The sequence below is a fragment of the Psychrobacter sp. YP14 genome (genome assembly GCF_003209315.1).
Lineage (GTDB): Bacteria > Pseudomonadota > Gammaproteobacteria > Pseudomonadales > Moraxellaceae > Psychrobacter > Psychrobacter raelei.
Genome location: NZ_CP029789.1, coordinates 1,798,383 through 1,815,977, shown reverse-complemented (window position 1 = coordinate 1,815,977; position 17,595 = coordinate 1,798,383). Strand labels below are relative to the sequence as shown.

The 17,595-nt window shown below is 44.9% G+C and carries 9 protein-coding genes; 6 read left to right on the top strand and 3 right to left on the bottom strand.

Features of this window, described 5'->3' with window-relative positions:
• Window positions 1-161: 161 nt before the first annotated feature.
• Window positions 162-1,802, bottom strand: a complete 1,641-nt coding sequence (locus tag DLE54_RS07440; RefSeq protein WP_110816754.1) for a DUF389 domain-containing protein — start codon at window positions 1,800-1,802, stop codon at window positions 162-164.
• A 528-nt stretch (window positions 1,803-2,330) separates the two neighbouring features.
• Between DLE54_RS07440 and DLE54_RS07435 the strand changes: the two genes are divergently transcribed.
• Window positions 2,331-2,522: a hypothetical protein gene (locus DLE54_RS07435; RefSeq protein WP_011960831.1), complete on the top strand. Its 192-nt coding sequence runs from the start codon at window positions 2,331-2,333 to the stop codon at window positions 2,520-2,522.
• Between the two features lie 134 nt (window positions 2,523-2,656).
• Here DLE54_RS07435 and DLE54_RS07430 read toward each other — a convergent pair whose 3' ends face one another.
• Window positions 2,657-3,976 carry an MFS transporter gene (locus DLE54_RS07430; RefSeq protein ID WP_011960830.1) on the bottom strand — a complete coding sequence of 440 codons (1,320 nt, stop codon included), beginning with the start codon at window positions 3,974-3,976 and terminating at the stop codon, window positions 2,657-2,659.
• A 247-nt stretch (window positions 3,977-4,223) separates the two neighbouring features.
• Between DLE54_RS07430 and DLE54_RS07425 the strand changes: the two genes are divergently transcribed.
• Both DLE54_RS07425 and DLE54_RS07420 read left to right on the top strand, forming a co-directional pair.
• On the top strand, window positions 4,224-7,565 hold the full coding sequence (locus DLE54_RS07425) for a BamA/TamA family outer membrane protein (protein WP_110816753.1): 3,342 nt from the start codon (window positions 4,224-4,226) through the stop codon (window positions 7,563-7,565).
• 311 nt (window positions 7,566-7,876) lie between these two features.
• Window positions 7,877-13,198, top strand: a complete 5,322-nt coding sequence (locus tag DLE54_RS07420) for a translocation/assembly module TamB domain-containing protein (protein ID WP_110816752.1) — start codon at window positions 7,877-7,879, stop codon at window positions 13,196-13,198.
• A gap of 128 nt (window positions 13,199-13,326) precedes the next feature.
• Here the strand turns inward: DLE54_RS07420 and hemP are convergent, their stop codons facing one another.
• On the bottom strand, window positions 13,327-13,491 hold the full coding sequence (hemP, locus tag DLE54_RS07415) for a hemin uptake protein HemP (RefSeq protein WP_011960827.1): 165 nt from the start codon (window positions 13,489-13,491) through the stop codon (window positions 13,327-13,329).
• Between the two features lie 215 nt (window positions 13,492-13,706).
• Between hemP and DLE54_RS07410 the strand changes: the two genes are divergently transcribed.
• From DLE54_RS07410 to DLE54_RS07400, 3 genes are all read left to right on the top strand, one after another.
• Window positions 13,707-14,840: an NUDIX domain-containing protein gene (locus DLE54_RS07410; protein ID WP_162617740.1), complete on the top strand. Its 1,134-nt coding sequence runs from the start codon at window positions 13,707-13,709 to the stop codon at window positions 14,838-14,840.
• 310 nt (window positions 14,841-15,150) lie between these two features.
• Window positions 15,151-15,777 (top strand): lipocalin family protein, encoded by a 627-nt coding sequence (locus tag DLE54_RS07405; RefSeq protein WP_227535677.1) that lies wholly within the window; start codon window positions 15,151-15,153, stop codon window positions 15,775-15,777.
• A gap of 357 nt (window positions 15,778-16,134) precedes the next feature.
• Complete coding sequence (locus tag DLE54_RS07400) at window positions 16,135-17,577, top strand: glyceraldehyde-3-phosphate dehydrogenase (RefSeq protein WP_011960824.1); 1,443 nt, start codon at window positions 16,135-16,137, stop codon at window positions 17,575-17,577.
• Window positions 17,578-17,595 lie beyond the last annotated feature (18 nt).

Sequence of the window (17,595 nt, the reverse complement as noted above, 5' to 3'; positions counted from 1 at the left end):
GCTGCCGGTATTGACGTGCAAATAAGGTCTAAAAATTGGCGACCAGAGCCGTTGACCGGGCAGCTATAAATAATAGCGACAAAGTTTAGCATATTTAACGCCAAAACATGACTATTGGCATAAATTGCTATTAAGGCATATGACTTAAGTGTCTGTATCGGTTATTCATTGGCCAAAATAGCCGCATCGGTCTTATCTAGCTCCTCACCGTGGCCGGGGCTAGAGTCAATGACCACCACTGGCATATAACGCAGCTGGATACGCACAGGAGACTGCTTGGGATAAGCTGGCATGAGGTTGTCATTAATCTGGCGCTCTAATTGCTGAGCATCTCTAGGCGAGGGGCGAGTCTCACCGCGTACCACAGCACGAACCATTTGATAGCCATCTCGATTAACAAACTGGGTAGCTGTTAGCGAGTTGCCTTGGTCGATAAAATAATCATTGATACTTTCTTTGACCTGAGTTTCAAAGTTTTGCTTTTTGGTAATGGCATTAAAGTTATAGGTCAAATACACACCGATACTGGTCAACAGTAATAAAGGCACCGCATTACGACGTAAGAAGGCCAAAGTTGGATTGCTTTTGTAATCGTCTTCCATCAGCCTACGAAATCCAGTAAACCACAATACCAAGGCATTGGTAAATTGGATGGCAATGATGTTGGTCAGGGCCAATAACAGGGCACCTAAGCCAAGCGTACCTTCTCCATGCGCAAACAATATACCACTGGCAGCTAACGGCGGTACCAAAGCGGTTGCCACAGCGACACCGACCACAGCCACAGATAGGTGCGGAGAGATCATGGCGTATGCGCCTGCAGTCCCACCAGCCAAGGCAATCATTAAGTCCATTGACGTGGGCTGAGTACGCGACAAAATCTCATTGGTTAAAGGGGTATCTTGGTGTATAAAACCCACCACAAAGCCGATGACTACCACCATAGCGCCACCAGCAAGTACCGTCAAAAGTGATTTTCGTAAAAAAGGCATACGATAATCAATAATCGCCAAGGCCACACCACTTATCGGGCCTAGCATCATGGCCACCAGCATAGCGCCAATGACCACTGCTGCTGAGTTAATCACCAAGCCGTAGCTGGCAATAATGGCAGACAAAGCATTCATAATAAAATACATGCGACTGGGGAGAGCATTGGCCTCGATATTGACCCGTATGCCTTGATAGTCGATATCTACCTGACTTTGCTGCTCAGCAACGAACTGCTTATAAGACTCAAGCTTGGCTTCTTTATCCTTTTTTAATTGATCCTCTTCACTGATCTCTTCTGACGGCTTATCCTCTTCAGGTAACTCAGGCTCATCAGCTTCAACGGCCGCCATGCTCTGAGTATCAAGATGTTGAGTCTCTGGATTTTGAGTATCCAGAACATCGCTATCAGAATCTGGGGCGTTTAACCCTGCTTCCTCAACATCTTCAGCTTCAGTGATCAGTTGCTTAGCTGCCAACACGGCTTGCTGAGTCTTATTACTCGGATCGGCTTTTTGGTTTGCCAGATAGTCCAAGCGCTCTTTTTCTTTGGCCGCTATTTGCTGCTCTGCTGCTGCCTCTTCTTCCTCCAAGCTTGCCACCGCCACATCCATCATAGGCTCATTTATCCAACTTGCCTCAATGATAATAAGGGGGCAGTGGCAATGAATTTTTTTATTGGGCACCGCTTTATAGCTTACCTTGTCAAAAGCATAGCTTGCCGCATTGGGCACAAATTGAAAATACGGTACCGTAATCATGCCTAGGTTGTCGCTGTCTTTTTTGGGGGTAGAAGACAAGGGTGAGCTCATATAAGCGCCTGTGATTATCAAGTTAGGTGGGTTATATCAAAGCACGCTAAGCTATTTTAAATAAAAATAATGCCGCTTTGACTCAGAACCGTTAATTTAAAGTCAATTGGCTTCAAAATCTATCGGTGTTTGCAAAAATAACACACACGCAATGCTTATTTAGGTCAATAAGTGTCGTGATAACGTAGAACTGGGCCATAAATATCAAAAGAGGTGGGCTGTAAAAAACAGCTGACATGAAGGGAGGATTTAAAAATTATTGATAAAACAAAGCCTTACTGATGCAGTGGTTTTACTGATAACTATTGTTTTTTGATTGGGTGAATTGTCGAACTTAAATCTATGTGTTTTTATGAGCGGTCGTGGATTTTATTATAGCATTTAGTTGGGCTTAGGTCTTTAAAAATAAGAGACCCAGCCGGTTATGAAAATAATCGTAAAAAACCTTAAAAAAAATAAGGATATGGTGTATAACTATACCTATAGACAATAAATCATAAACTAAGGTTATTAATTAAAGGTGAGATTATGAACTGGCAATTATTAAGTATGATCTGGGGAATGGCAGCGACAGTTATTATTGGCGTATTTATGGTGGCCGCTTTGGTAACTGGCTTCGATGACATTCCACATATTATTAGTACCGCTGTGGTGGGTGCTTTAGTGGCCATTCCTATTGCTTTGATAGTGACCAAAAAAATCAACCGTATTGAGTCATAATGACGGTATAAAATAAGACCGAAATAAAAAAGCCAACCTTTATTGTTAAAGGTTGGCTTTTTTATGGGTTTACCACGTCAAAGCAGCGGCTCGCTTAAATCTCTAATGTGTGTGGTTGTGAACGCTTTGTCCGTTTAGATAAGCGCGTCTTCTTGAATACTCAGGGTGCCTTGATATTTTTTTAATTTAAAATATAGCATTATCCCAAATAAGATATTTAAGATACCCGTCACTAAGAACAGCTGCGGCAAAGGCATTTTTAATAGATTTAAAATCACGATAGAAAAGATGGCGGAGCTGACCATAAAAATGGCATTAAAGATATTGTTGGCGCCAATGACTCGCGCTCTGTGACTAATAGGTGAGTAAGCCTGCATCGCCGCATACAAAGGCACAATATAAATACCGCCACTAAAGCCTAAGAAAAATAGATCTGCAAATACCCGAAAGCTACCGCTCACCTCAGACAACTCTGCAATACCTAATAAGCTGCCAGTACTGATAGTAAGTGCAGATAACGAAAAATATAAATCTATGGCAAATAGGCTGAGCCCTGCGATACCAAAGGGCAGTAACTTAAAGCTTACCTGATTTTTGGTCAATGTTTTACATAACAAAGACCCTGAAGCGACCCCCACTGAGAATAAGGTGAGTAAAAAGATAACCACAGATTCATTGCCTTGTAAAATAACCTTACTAAACTCAGGAGTCTGGGTCAAAAAGGTAGCACCATAGAACCAAAACCAGCTGTTACCTAAGATGATAAAAAACAACAATGGCAGCGAATACAGATACTTAATGGTGTCCATACTGGTGCTAAAGATATTCCAGTTCACTTTTAAGTCAGGCTGTACGGCAGGCATTCTTGGAATAAATTTAGCGGCCAACAAGCCCAAAGCGGCAATCAGTAACGCCATGGCACTGACCCAATACAAATGGTTTTCCATTTGGGTAAATAAGCCGGCAAACATCATACCGGTTAGGATCGACAGGGACGTGCCGGTTTGAAACAGGCCATTGGCACCGACCAGCTCATCTTTTTGCATCGCTTGAGGCAAATAAGCGTATTTAATGGGGCCAAAGAAAGTGGACTGGGCACCTAATAAAAATAGCGCCAAAAATAGCAGCCAATAAATTTCAAAAATCAGCCCAAAAGCGGCCAGTAGCATAATGACCACTTCTAACACTTTGATATACCAAGTTAGGCGTGACTTTTCATATTTATCGGCCAATTGTCCTGCTAGGGCAGAAAATAAGAAAAAAGGCAAAATAAACAACATGGCGGCCAAATTGTTCAGTAAACTAACTGAGGCACCTAACTTGGCCGCTGCACTATAGGTTAGAACCAAAAGCAGCGCTTGTTTAAAAAAGTTATCGTTAAAAGCACCCAAAAATTGGGTAAAAAACATCGGCGTAAAGCGGCGACTGCGAAACAGGGTAAATTGTGATGCCATATGCGGCTTCCTAATATAAGTACAAAATAGTGGCTATCTTAAATAGCTCATCGTATTTATCAAGATTTGAGCGATAATTTTTCACTGATAATTATGTTCAGTCAAGGTATCATAGCGACAATTTATCACAACTAAATTAAATTTGTTTTTCGATTTATAAAAATCCGATTTGCATAGACTTGGTTCAGGCGGTAGTCTTTGCGGTAGGAATTTACTATAGAAAGTTATTCTAGATAAGAGATTGGTAATGCGTAATACACACCAGCCCCTGTTCGTGGTAAACCAACGAGCCGATAGCCTTTTTAGCTCTACTATGAGCCCTACAGCGCACAGTCGATTCAAAGTGCTGCTGCCCTTTCGCTATTCTAAAATGGCGTGTGCTCTATCTGCGTGCCTATTGCTGCAAGCTTACACCCCTATATCAGCGTATGCCGCTGCTAGTGGCACAGGTGCCAAAGTAGATCAACCAAGTCGTGCTACTGACTCACAGCTTGAAGAAGCACTGATTGCACTAAAGCTCAAGCAAGCAGTTGAGCAGGGGCTGATTGACCCGAGTGTATTAGAAGACTATCAGCGCGAAACGCTCAGCTCTGCTGGAACGCAGCCATCCAATTCAAATACAGCCAGTACTGTGAGCAGTGCGACAAAAACGGCCAATAATAACGGCGCCGACCCAAATTCTGACCCCATAGCCACCTTTGATCGTGTATTTGCTGACAACAGCTTAACGACTAAGCCTCAAGCAGGCACAGATTTGGCCAATGCGGCCATCATGCAGACCCCGCAGCAAATAGAGCAGGTGCTGGCAAAGATTGGTAGTCAAGTACCCTCTGATTTTACCCAGCCTATCGCCCGTCTAGATGCCACTTCGCCGCCGCTAGGCTTTGACAATAGCTTAGATCAAAGTGCCCAAATCAATCCCAGCAACCAGCAGACGCTTGGTATAGTCGATGACTCAGAGCCAAATGCTGCCACCGAGCCTGTATATCAAGCCACAGATGTGGTGGTCAATCCTGACAGCACAAAAGCCAAAGCGGCCGAAAAGTCGGCGGAGCAAGCGGTAAAAAACACCAGTATTGGTAAAGTAGATGCTCAGATTAAGCAGCAATCAGGTGAGATTACGGATGATGTGGTAGATAACTCGCAGCAAAATGCTGCCGAGGTTGGCATTAATCCAGATGATTATTTGCCGCAGTATGAAGGCGGCCCCACTAAAGCGCCAGTAGGCTCTGTTGTGACTGAGACGGCTGATGAAGATAGCAGCAAAGCAAAGCCTGGCTTTATTAAGGGGTTATATAACCGCTTTTTTAATGATGGCTATGCAGGCTTACCGCGTATTAGTGCCAAGATATATTTGCAGCAGCCTGCAGCCTCAGGCAAAAAAAATGCCCCGCCTCAGCTTGTTAAGGCAGACAAAGACACCCAGCCGGCTGCCAACATCAAAGCGGCTATGGAGAACATCACCGTCGAGTCCATTTCAGACTTCGTGGCGGTGACGCCTAGGCTGCATCAAGAGGCCATCGATGCGGCGCAAGCGGTAGGTTATTATGATATTAAGCTGAGCTTTAAGCGGGTTGCCTCAGATGAGATTGCGGTGATTATTGAGCATCTTGGTGAGCCTGTAAAAGTGAGTAGCCGCATTGTTGATATTCGCGGTGAGGGATCACAGTTGCCAGAGTTTCAACAAATTGCTGAAAAAACAGCACCCTTAGAGGGCGATATCTTTAACCATGGGGTGTATAAAACTGCCAAAAGTCAGATTGAGACCACCAAAGAGCAATTTGGCTTTTTTGATGGGCAGTGGCTGAACAAATCCGTGGATGTGATTTTGCCTGATAATACCGCAGATGTAGATTTAATCTATGACACAGGTCAGCGCTATCATTTTGATGAGGTGATTTTCTTTACCATTGACAAAGACACAGGTGAGCTCACCACAGATCCAGATAAGCTGCCTGTTAAGCCTGAATTGCTGCATCAGCTACATGAATTTAGAGCCGGAGATAATTTTTATGCGCCGGAAGTGACTAAGTTTACCAATGACTTATCTGCCACCCGTTATTTCAACTCAGTCAACGTTGAGACCATACGTCCTAGCCGCAGCACGGGCACTTTAGGTTTTGATAATTCATCTGAGCGAGCTGCTCAAGAGCAAGATACGGCCGAGAACAATACGGATGGCTTATATGATGAGCAAGGCAATCTACTGGCTGATAATAACTCAGATAAAACGGCCGAAAACGGTGCCAATGATGCCTTTAAGCCTCTTGAATATTCTGTGGATCAAGAAACCACTGAGAAGCTACAAGAAATCACCGCCAAAGCACAGCGATTATCCAGACTACCTGATGACCGAGTGCTAGATGAAACCGAAGAGCAGGCCAAAAGCTTATTGGGTAAAATCTCCAATGCCATTAGTGGCACAGTCAAAAAGATATTTCCCGATGAGGAAGACCCTTTGGCCGATACCGACTCATTACCCAGCGACTTGGATAAAACCTTCTTGGCGAATCGCAAAACGCCGCAGCAAGTGGCTGAGACCAAGTCGGTACCTTTGTATGTGTTTGTGACGGCGGATAAACCAAAAGATGTGGATTTAGGTATTGGATATGGTACCGATACCGGCGTGCGCGCAGTGGCACGTCTTGAGAATAACCTTATCAATCGAGATGGCTATCAGGCAGGCATCAGTGTGGGCGCCTCAAAAATTAACAAGTCCATTAATCTGCACGCAAGCCGCCCGTGGAAGCACCCTTTAAATGATACTCTAAGCGCCAATATCAGCTATGAGCAAGAAAACATCAACCAAGGTGATGGTAACTTAGATCTAGAGACCAATACCATTAAAGCTGGTATCGCGCGTAACATTCGTCGTGATGAGGGCTGGAATCGTACGTACTCTTTAAGATATCGCTTGGATGAGCTAGAAAGTGGGGTGACTGGCACTGATCGTGAGAACTTACCGGTGCCCTTTAACCGCGAAGGCGCTCAATTTGACCAAGAGGCGCTGCTGCTGGGTTATCAACTGGATAAAACCAAAACCGACAGTGTCACCAATCCAAGTAAGGGCTGGCGTCAATACTATTCTATAGAAGCTGGGTCAGATAGTGCATTGACCGATACCAATATGGCCATTGCGCGGGCGGGGGTAAGTGGTGTCTATAGTTTTGGTGAGATGAATAAGCATCAGGTCGTGGCCAGCTTAGATGGGGGGTACATCTGGGCGGATGAATTTGAAAACGTGCCTTATAAGCTCAGATTTTTTGCTGGGGGTGACCGCAGTATTCGAGGTTATGACTACAACAGCTTATCGACACTAGAAAAAGGCTATCTGGTGGGCGGGCAAGTCTTGGCGGTGGGTAGTACAGAGTACAACTATGAATTTAAACCGGGTCTGCGTGGCGCGGTATTTGCCGACTTTGGTAATGCTTATGACACCAATTTTGAGACTGAAACCAAGCTTGGGGTTGGCTTTGGTGTCCGCTGGGCTTCACCTGTGGGCATGGTACGCTTAGACTTAGCAGCAGGCGTGTTAGAGGACAGTGTGCCTATTCGATTGCACTTCTTTATTGGGTCGCCTTTGCAGTAGTGGCTATTGAATGTAAAGCAGTTACCAGGCAGCCGTTATGGCGCTTCGCTGTGATCGAAATGATCAGCGTCACTGCAGTGTCATTGCCAAGCACTCGGTGCCTGCTATAAGGTTTTCGTTAAGGCTATCATTAGCCTGCTATGAAGGTTGCTGTGATAGTGAATATCATTTACTATGACAGCATTTTGATTATCTTGTGAAAACAGGCCATTTTAACCGTAAATGGCACAAGCGTGATGGCTGTCAAAGGCGATTATTCGCCGCCTTGGGGCGCCAAAGCTTGTGTTATTTCTAACAAAATTACTTAACTCATGACCACTTCGCAAACCCCGCCACCTAATCAAGAGCAAGATCCTGCCCAGCGTGATGCTGCGCGGCTCAAATACCACTATCCGCTGTCTTTTTTATTAAAGCTATTGGCGCTGTTGTTAGTGCTGTTCTTAATGATGTGCATCATTTTGTATGTCATGGCGGGTACTGAGCGAGGCACTAAGTTTATATTAGAGAAGATTGTCTCAGAAACTGGCGTAAAGCTGCAGTATGCTGAGGGCAACTTGCGCGATGGCATGTTGGTCAAAGACATCAGCATGAAAGCGTCTGAAGATGTTGATGTTCACTTCGTAAATACCTATGTCAAAATTGGCTGGCGCGCCATGTTTGCCAGAGAAGTGCACCTGCGTGATGCCGATATCGAATCTATTGTGATAGAAAACCGCAAGCCGGCCACCGGTGAGCCTTTTGACTATAGAACCTTTGAGCTGCCTGTCGACTTACGCTTTGATAAAGCGCACATCAAGAGCATCATTTACAAGCAAGCTGGCAAAGATCCTATTGAAGTGACTGATATTAGTGCCTCCGACTTAAAGTGGGTAGACACGCATCTTGCCGTGGACAAAGCCGCCTTGCAGTACAGTGATGTGGTGCACATTGCCAATTTAAATGGCTTTGTGGACCTAACGGGCAACTATCCGCTAGATCTGTCCGCTCAAGTGACGGTGAATAGTTTACAAAAAATTTATGTGGATCCGATTTATGTTGATGCCACAGGCAGCTTAAAGCGTACTTATGGCACCTTACGCAGTAAATATAATGACAGCAATGTCAAAGGTAACTTTACGGTTCAAGGTTTAGATGACAATGCCCCCTTCGATGCTAAGCTGACTTGGGATGAGATTACCTTGCCCTATGCTGAAGGCCAAAATATTAAATTACAGGCAGGTTTGGCCATCGCTTCAGGGGTGTTATCAGATATTGAGCTGCGTATTAACAGTCAGTTGTCAGCTAAGGACATCCCAAGTGGTCGCTATCAAGCGCGTGCCAATATCATAGACACCAAACAGATGCATGTCCATCAGCTTACCGCTAAGACGCCAGAAGGTGACTTATTGGCCAAAGGCGTGCTTGACTGGGAAGACAGTTTCACCACCCAAGCTTTAATTTACAGTAGTAATTATAAAGTACGTGCTTTATTACCTAAAGCGGCAGCACCTTACGCACCTGAGCGCTTAGATGGCCGATTGGCTGTGGTATATAATCTAAAAAATAAAGACGGCTTAATGCAAATTAATGCCAGCCTGCGTCAACGTGACGGCGAGATTATAAAAGCCAAAGTCGTACAAGGCGCCACACCTAAGAACCCAAGATTCGCTGCGCCTTGGTATGTGGATGCCAATTGGCAACATTTACGCCGCCGTAATGTGCCTCAAGTGGGCGATATTGACAGTCCTATTGGTAAGGCCAATGTGCAGCTGCGTGATGAGCATCTGTGGGTTGATGCCGATGCCCAGATTAATAAATTAAATGCCGCACCTGCGGGCGATTACAAAGTCAAGCTCGATAAGCTGGGCGATCGCATTAATATCAATGCCTTTGATTATGATGGGGTGATGGGTGATTTGGTGGGTAATGGCAGTATTGTACTGGCCAACCAAAATAATCCGTTAACCTGGGCGATTAATGCCAAAACCCAGCAGCTTAAACCGAAAGTGTTTAATGACAGCTTACCGGTCAGCAATCTTGTGGGTAGCATCAATGCGTCAGGAAAAATGATCGACATACGTCGCCGTGTCAATGGCAAGCTGGTGACCGGTCAGCGCCATGTCTTTACCATCAATTCTAGTGACTTAGACTCACTATTAACCGCACAAGTTACCCGCACTGATCCTGCAACTCAAAAAACCATTACTGAAAATCGCCATGTGGCCATCCAAGGCAAGGGCGATGGGTCAGTAGAGCTGATTGCAGGCGATTTGCAGCAGTTTGATGCGCGCTTTAACGGCCAACTCACCACCCAAGGGCTGCCTCAAGGCAACCTTATCGTTGATGCCAATGGCACACCCACTAATATCAATATTAAATCTTTTAGTCACAAGGGTGAGGCGGGCAGCATCAGTGCTGCCGGAAATGTCAATTTAGCAGATGGTATTAAGTGGGATGTAACAGCCAACACTCAGAACTTTAATTTTGGCTCATTCACACCACAAACCGAGGGCGTCGTCTCAGGCAGTCTGGTAACCTCCGGTCAGTGGCGAGATAACAACACCAAATTCGGGGATTTACGCGCGTTAGATGTCAAGTTTGATGGCTCTATTGATACGCCGCAATTGCCCAAAGGTCGGCTTAAGCTGGATGCTTTTGGTAATGCTAAGGCCATTACCATCAGAAACCTAAGCCATGTGGGTGAAGCAGGCAGTATCAATGCGACAGGTAATGTAGGCCTAAGCGATGGCATTAAGTGGGATATCAAAGCGCATACCGAGAACTTCAATGTTGGCTTTTTTGCGCCGCAAACCGAAGGGATTGTCTCAGGCGATTTGGTCACCTCCGGTCAATGGCGTGATAACCAGACTAAGCTTGGCGACCTGCGTGCTTTTGATGTTAAATTCGGTGGCTTTATCGATACGCCGCAGTTGCCCAAAGGGCGCTTGCAGCTTGATGCCAATGGTAATGCTCAGGTCATTAATATTAAAAACCTAAGCCATGTGGGCGAAGCAGGTAGCTTGATTGCTAAAGGTAGCGTGGATGTCAAAAATGGTGTCGCTTGGAATATCAATGCGGCAATGGAGGACTTCAATTTAGGCTACTTTGTTAAAGATGTGCCCAGCAATATTACCGGACGCATCTCTAGCACTGGGCTTTGGAAAGATACCGTACAGCGTATCAATATCAGCCAGATGGCGCTACGTGGCCAAATTAACGGTGAACCGTTATTGGCGCAAGGCAGCTTAAATAGCACCTTGCATTTGCCCAAAGATATGGCTCAATATTTACAAGTGCTCAAAGCTGCCGATAGCAATACCCAGCTCCAAAAAGTCAAAAGTGTGATTGAGACGCTCAATGCTGATAATCTCATGGTGCAGTGGGGGGATAACCAAGTTGTTGCTAATGGCGATGCACAAAACTTAGATGCCAAAGTCAATATTCGCAACTTAAGTCAAATCAGCAGAGACTTCGCCGGTAGTGTGATTGGTGGATTAACCCTTGTGCAGTCTGCAGGTCAGGCACTGCCTACCATTTATGTGGATTTGAGTGGGGAGAAGCTGGCTTTACCGGGGATCTTGCTACAAAAAGGCGTTATTAAAGGCAAGATTGTCGATTTCGCTAAGAGTCCCAGTAATCTGGTGATCCTTGCCGATGGCCTTCAAGCCTCCGGCAGTCAGTTTGAAAATATCTATGCGGTATTTAATGGTACCGAGCTTGATCATACCTTGACGCTTAAAGCACAGACCAGTCGTGCCAATAATGAGGTAAGCATTGCTGCCACAATAAAAGGTGCCTTTGATCGTAAAAATATGGGCTGGCGCGGTGTGGTCGGTAACGGTGAGGTTTCAACCGAATACGTGACCTTGGCACAAAGCCAGCCGGCACAGCTGATTGCCTCATTTGGCGGTAGTACTCCTAAGATACAACTGGCAGCGCACTGCTGGGCTGCTACCGATGAGTCAGGTAAGGTGTGTCTGCGGGAGAATTTGGTGGCCTCTAGTGAACAAGGTCAGGTCAATTTAGCCATACAGCAAATTGACACCACTTTATTTGCGCCTTTTTTACCCAAAGATTTAAGTTGGAACGCCGCTTTAAATGGTAAAGCAGTGATGGAATGGGGCAAAGGCGTTAAGCCCACCATCAATGCCACGTTGTACTCGGACAATGGCAACATAGGCATGATACAAGATGGCTATAGCGACCCCATTACCTTACCTTATAAGCGCATATCGTTAATTGTTCGCTCCTTTGAGGAAGGCTTAAAGGTACGTACCGATATCGATAGTGGTAATGGTGCTAAAGGTTATGCGGACGTGGTGGTAGACCCGTATAAAGAGGGCAAGCCATTATCGGGTGCCTTGGTATTAAACGAGTTTAATTTAGCGATTTTAAAACCTTTCTTTCCAGGCATGCGTAAGCTTGGCGGCAATATAACGCTGGCAGGTGGTTTGGGTGGCACTTTATCTAGCCCAGTCTTTTATGGTGACGTCAACTTAAAAGATGCCACGGTTGCCATGCTTGATTTGCCGGTGAACCTCACCAATATTAATGCCAAAGCAAAAATACGCGGCCAAAGCGCCACTTTAAATGGCACCTTTATGAGTGGTGAAGGTCAGGGCGACTTAAGCGGTACCATAGATTGGCAGCAAGAGTTACAAGCTAAAATTCGAGTTACCGGTGAGCGGTTGGTGCTTACTCAGCCGCCGTTATTGTTCGCTGAGGTTAATCCTGACTTTAATATCATCATTAAGCCGCAGCAGCAATACGTTAATATTGTGGGTGCAGTCTCAGTACCCACAGCCACCATCAGACCGCCTGAGGCCAACCAAGAAGTAGTGACCAAATCAGAAGATGTGGTGGTGTTAGATCGTCAGCTTATCGGCAATATCGATGAGGTACTGGCCATCTCTAAGCCGTGGTCTATTAATGCTGATATAGGGGTAGACTTAGGCAGTAATGTTAACTTCCGCGGCTTTGGTGCCGTTCTACCGCTGGCAGGCGCAGTACATATCACTCAGCAAGGTCAAGGGGTGATGAATGCGCTGGGTGTGGTACAGGTGAGTCGCCGTAGTACCATTGATGCCTTCGGTCAAAATCTCGAGCTTAACTATGCCCAAATACGCTTTAATGGCGATGTGACCAATCCACGCTTGAGCATCGAGGCGGCCAAAGATATCGAGAGCAGCACTGTGGGTGTGCGTGTCAAGGGACGTGTCTCTGATCCAAACATTGTGGTATTTAACGATGCCGGCTTAACGCAGCAGCAAGCAATGAATGCACTGGTGACTGGCCGTATTTCAAACTCAGGCGCCACTCAGATTAGTGAAGAGGGCTTTAAGTCGGAGGTAACCAATAACTTAGCCGCCGCCGGGTTAAGCTTAGGCTTAAGCGGTACCCGTAGCCTGACCAATACCATAGGCGATGCCTTTGGCTTTGAGCGCTTGACCATCGATGCTTCAGGCACCGATAGCGACACCAACGTTAACGTAACCGGCTATATTACCCCAGACTTATATATCCGATATGGGGTAGGCGTATTTAATGCACAAAGCAGCTTGTCGCTGCGTTATCAGTTGACGCGGCGTATTTATGTAGAGGCGACCTCCGCATTAGAAAATGCAGTGGATGTGGTGTATAGCTTTAGGTTTTAAATAAATCACAGACAAAAAAAGAAGGGACAATTGATTTGTCCCTTCTTTTTTATCACCTGTCTTGTGCCAATATTAGACGATACTCTCATTATGAGCTAAGCCCCTATGCAGGGGCTTAATGGAATAAATTATTTGGTTAAAATCAAGCGATTATTGCGGGTAAGTCGTAAACGGTATTCTTCACCCTCATGTTGAATTCGCACCTCTTTGGTGAGTGCAAATAGATGCTCTGATTGCAGCATAGGCAGCTGGTTGTCACGAAGGCGTAGTGCACGAGAGATAATAGTAGCCATGGGGTCATCCTTTATATTATGGTTAACAAAAATTGCATTTTAAATAACACTTAACAAAATGATACCTAAATTAAGTTTTGAGGTACGGTGTAAAATCATCATCAAAAAATAGATCAAATGTCTATTTGATAATGATTATCATTAACTTCATTATTATTTATTATAAACGTCATTGCAAGCACTTTTTTATTTAAAATTATTGAGTGACAAGTAATGTGTCAACAGCATCCGGAGAGCGCATGAAGTATATCGATGTGGCCGTGGCCGTCATCCATTATCAAGACAAGTATTTGCTGGGCTATCGCAGCAGCCATCAGCACCAAGGGGATCGCTATGAATTTGTGGGGGGTAAAATAGAAGCCAGTGAACAACCTAAGCAAGCACTGATACGTGAGGTGTATGAAGAGATTGGTCTTGATATTACAAGCGATGGCTGTATCAATCCGCTTGGGGTACTGCGTCATGAGTATCTGGATATATCAGATACTGATCGTTCAAAAACGGTATGCCTGCATGTATTTCGAGTACAGCTTAGCCCTGATCAATTCTCTGTCTTTAGGGACAAAACACAAGGCTGTGAGGGACAGCGCTTGCACTGGGTCAATAAACAACGTCTACTGGACAATCAGTATGTGTTACCTGAAGCCAATCAAAGTATCTTGCAGTGGTTACGCCTAGATGATGTGATCTGTATTACCAATCAGTTATCCTTTAATGACACCCAAGGGTTAGATGCAGTCACTGAACAAAGCCTAGTACAGTGGCTTGAGTATCACCATCAAAGCCTACCGCAGTCAGCGACGGTCTATGTGCGTTTGGCGTCCAGCAGCTTAAAGCAGCAGGCACGTGTTGTACTTAAGCTGTGTGCTAGGCGTACAGACTTAAACGTAATCATCCAGCAGCCTTTAGCAGATTATCTATCACAGACCAATAAGCTGCCTGTGCAAGTTATCGCCCAGCACCTAACACAAGCCATGCTAGAGCACCAACTACAGCAACTACAGCATGGCAAAAACACCTCCATATCACAGCTAAGCTTACCCATCACCGTAAGCTGTCACAGTCAGTATCAGATACAGGCAGTCAATACACTGGCGCAATATCAGCTCAATCATAAGCTGGCGCCTGTGATTGGTGCGTATTTATCTCCTGTTCAGCCCACACAGACCCACCCAGAGCAACCCTGTTTGGGCTGGGAGCAGTTTGCAATATTGGCTGAGCACTGTGAAGTACCTGTGATTGCTCTAGGCGGACTGGCGCCCCAAGATTTGGCGACAGTAAGGCGCAATAATGGAGATAAAGTAGCAGGAATACGCCAATTTTTAACGCAAGAACACCAAAAGATTTAAAACAGTATAGGCAGTTTACAAACCGTAGCGTATTACTACATTTTGGGGATAGTAAATCGCAAGGGGCAACCCTAGAATGTTGTTATGGCAAAGAGCGGCACTGTAGATGAAGATGAATAAATCAGCCAAGTTAAAGACAAGTACTGAACTGAAGTAAAAGACAAGTTAAACGTAAAAACAGTGGATGGCTTGCCAAAATAATAGAAGATTATTATGACATTTTTAAGTCAAAAACTCTCATTTTTCAAATTAATAGATAACAGATACCCTTATGAATAAATATCATCATGACGTCTCAGAAAGAGCCTTTATGAAAGCGTTACTCAAGCATACAGGTATAGCTTTGGCATTGTTGGTTCCCTTAGCGGCCTATTCTACGTTTTCACATGCCGAAACAGGCAATATGGTCACGCCAGCGACGGCCGCGAGCACCCCGCACTCTGTGCCCAGTGTTGATTTAAATAAATACGCAGGTCAGTGGTATGAGATTGCACGCCTGCCTATGTATTTTCAACGCAACTGTGCCTCAGATGTGACCGCCACTTATAATCTTAATCAAACAGACGCTGGCAAGATTGAGTCTGTGGATGTGATTAATCAGTGTAAAAAAGCAGATGGCTCAATGATGAGTGCTACGGGAATTGCTAAGCCAGCCAATGAATCCGGTAGCCAGCTCAAGGTGACTTTTTTACCCAGCTGGCTTAGATGGCTGCCGGTGGGTAAAGCGAATTATTGGGTATTAGCACTTGATGAAGATTATAAGAGTGCGTTAGTGGGCACGCCAGATAATAAGTATCTGTGGATCTTGTCACGTACACCCACCTTATCGCAAAGCACTTATGATAAGTATGTAAATACGGCAAAAATCCAAGGCTATGATGTGAGTAAACTTGAAATTACCTCACACAGTGGAGCGGCGCAAACGGTAACACAGTAGTCCTCTTTTTGGCCATTGCTGCTGTCAGTGATGGCCTTGTGCTAAGCTATTGGCTACTCCTCATGTTGTCATCAACACGCTGCTTGTGGCTAAAAGCCCCTGCAAATCTTACTAAGCCGGTATGAATTGACGGTATCTGACTGGCTAAAATCGGCAAGATGATTTAAAATTACCCAGAATAATAAAGCTGCTGCTCATTTTAAGGATATTTGTCGTTAAAACTCAGACAAAGCCATCAAAATCTTATATTTGGTTACTAAGCTCTGAGGCTAAGTCGTAACTTAAAATGGCGAGCAGCACAGATCGATGAGTACCCATTTTCACTTCATTTACCCCTTCACTTCATTTACCCAAAGGATGACTATTGTGAGTAATGCTAATACGCGCCGTGAGTTACACCAAGTTCATTTAGCCACCTACCAACAACAACAAACTCAAGCTTATGAGCTGGCCCAACAATTACATAACCTTTATATTAATAAAGATGTAAAAGTTAATTTATTTGGTGAAACACTTAACGGTTTATCAACAGCGGACTTATTAACTAAAGTTCAACAGACCGCTACCCGCAATGACGGTACTGCGCTTAGTATTGATGACATCGTTACTACTGTAAAAGAAGTGGCAGACAGTCAAGACATTACGACGGCAGTAGTTGATGCTGGTCAATTGGTAAAAAATAAAGTCAGTGTGGCCGATGCCTTTGCAAAAGCGGACAAATCGACCCCTGCTGCCAGTGAAGCTACTGACGTTGTGTTATATGGCTTTGGCCGTATTGGTCGTATCCTAACTCGCTTATTGCTTGAAGAGGCCGCAACTGATAAAGGCTTACAGCTAAAAGCTTTCGTTGTACGTCCTGGTAAAGAGGGTGACTTAGCGAAGCGTGCCTCATTACTTGAGCGCGACTCAGTACATGGCACTTTCGCAGGCTCAGTGGTAGTAGATGAAGCCAACCAAGGCCTTATCGTCAATGGCCGTTTTGTACAGGTTATCTATGCCAATGATCCAAGCGAAATTGATTACACCAGCTATGGTATCAATGACGCTATCGTAATTGACAACACCGGTATCTGGAAAGATGAAGCAGGTCTTGGTAAGCATCTTCAAGCCAAAGGCGTGAAAAAAGTATTGCTAACGGCCCCTTCAAAAGGCGATATCAAAAACGTCGTCTATGGTGTCAACAACAACACGATTGGCGATGACACTATCGTCAGTGCCGCCAGTTGTACCACCAACGCGATTACCCCATCACTAAAAGTACTTAACGATGAGTATGGTATCGTAAATGGTCACGTAGAAACTATCCACGCCTTTACTAACGATCAAAACCTAATTGATAACTACCACAAAGCCGATCGCCGTGGCCGCAGTGCGGTATTAAACATGGTTATCACCAGTACAGGTGCGGCCAAGGCAGTAGGTAAAGCACTACCTGAGTTAAACGGTAAGCTGACAGGTAATGCTATCCGTGTACCAACGCCAAACGTAAGTATGGCTATTTTAAACCTAAACTTAGAAAAAGCACCAGAGAGCGCTGAAGCATTAAATGCTTTCTTCAAGCAAGTTTCTCAAAGCGATGCTTGGCAGTCTCAAATTGCTTATACCGACTCAACTGAAGCCGTGTCTTCAGATTTTGTGGGCACCAAGCAAGTGGGTATTGTTGATGCGCAAGCCACTATCGTGACCGACAACCATGCCACAGTATATATCTGGTATGACAACGAAGTAGGCTACAGCACTCAAGTATTAAGAGTAGCCGCACAGATGGCAGGCGTGCATTACACCAACATCAGCGCTTAATGGCCTAGTATCTGTTAA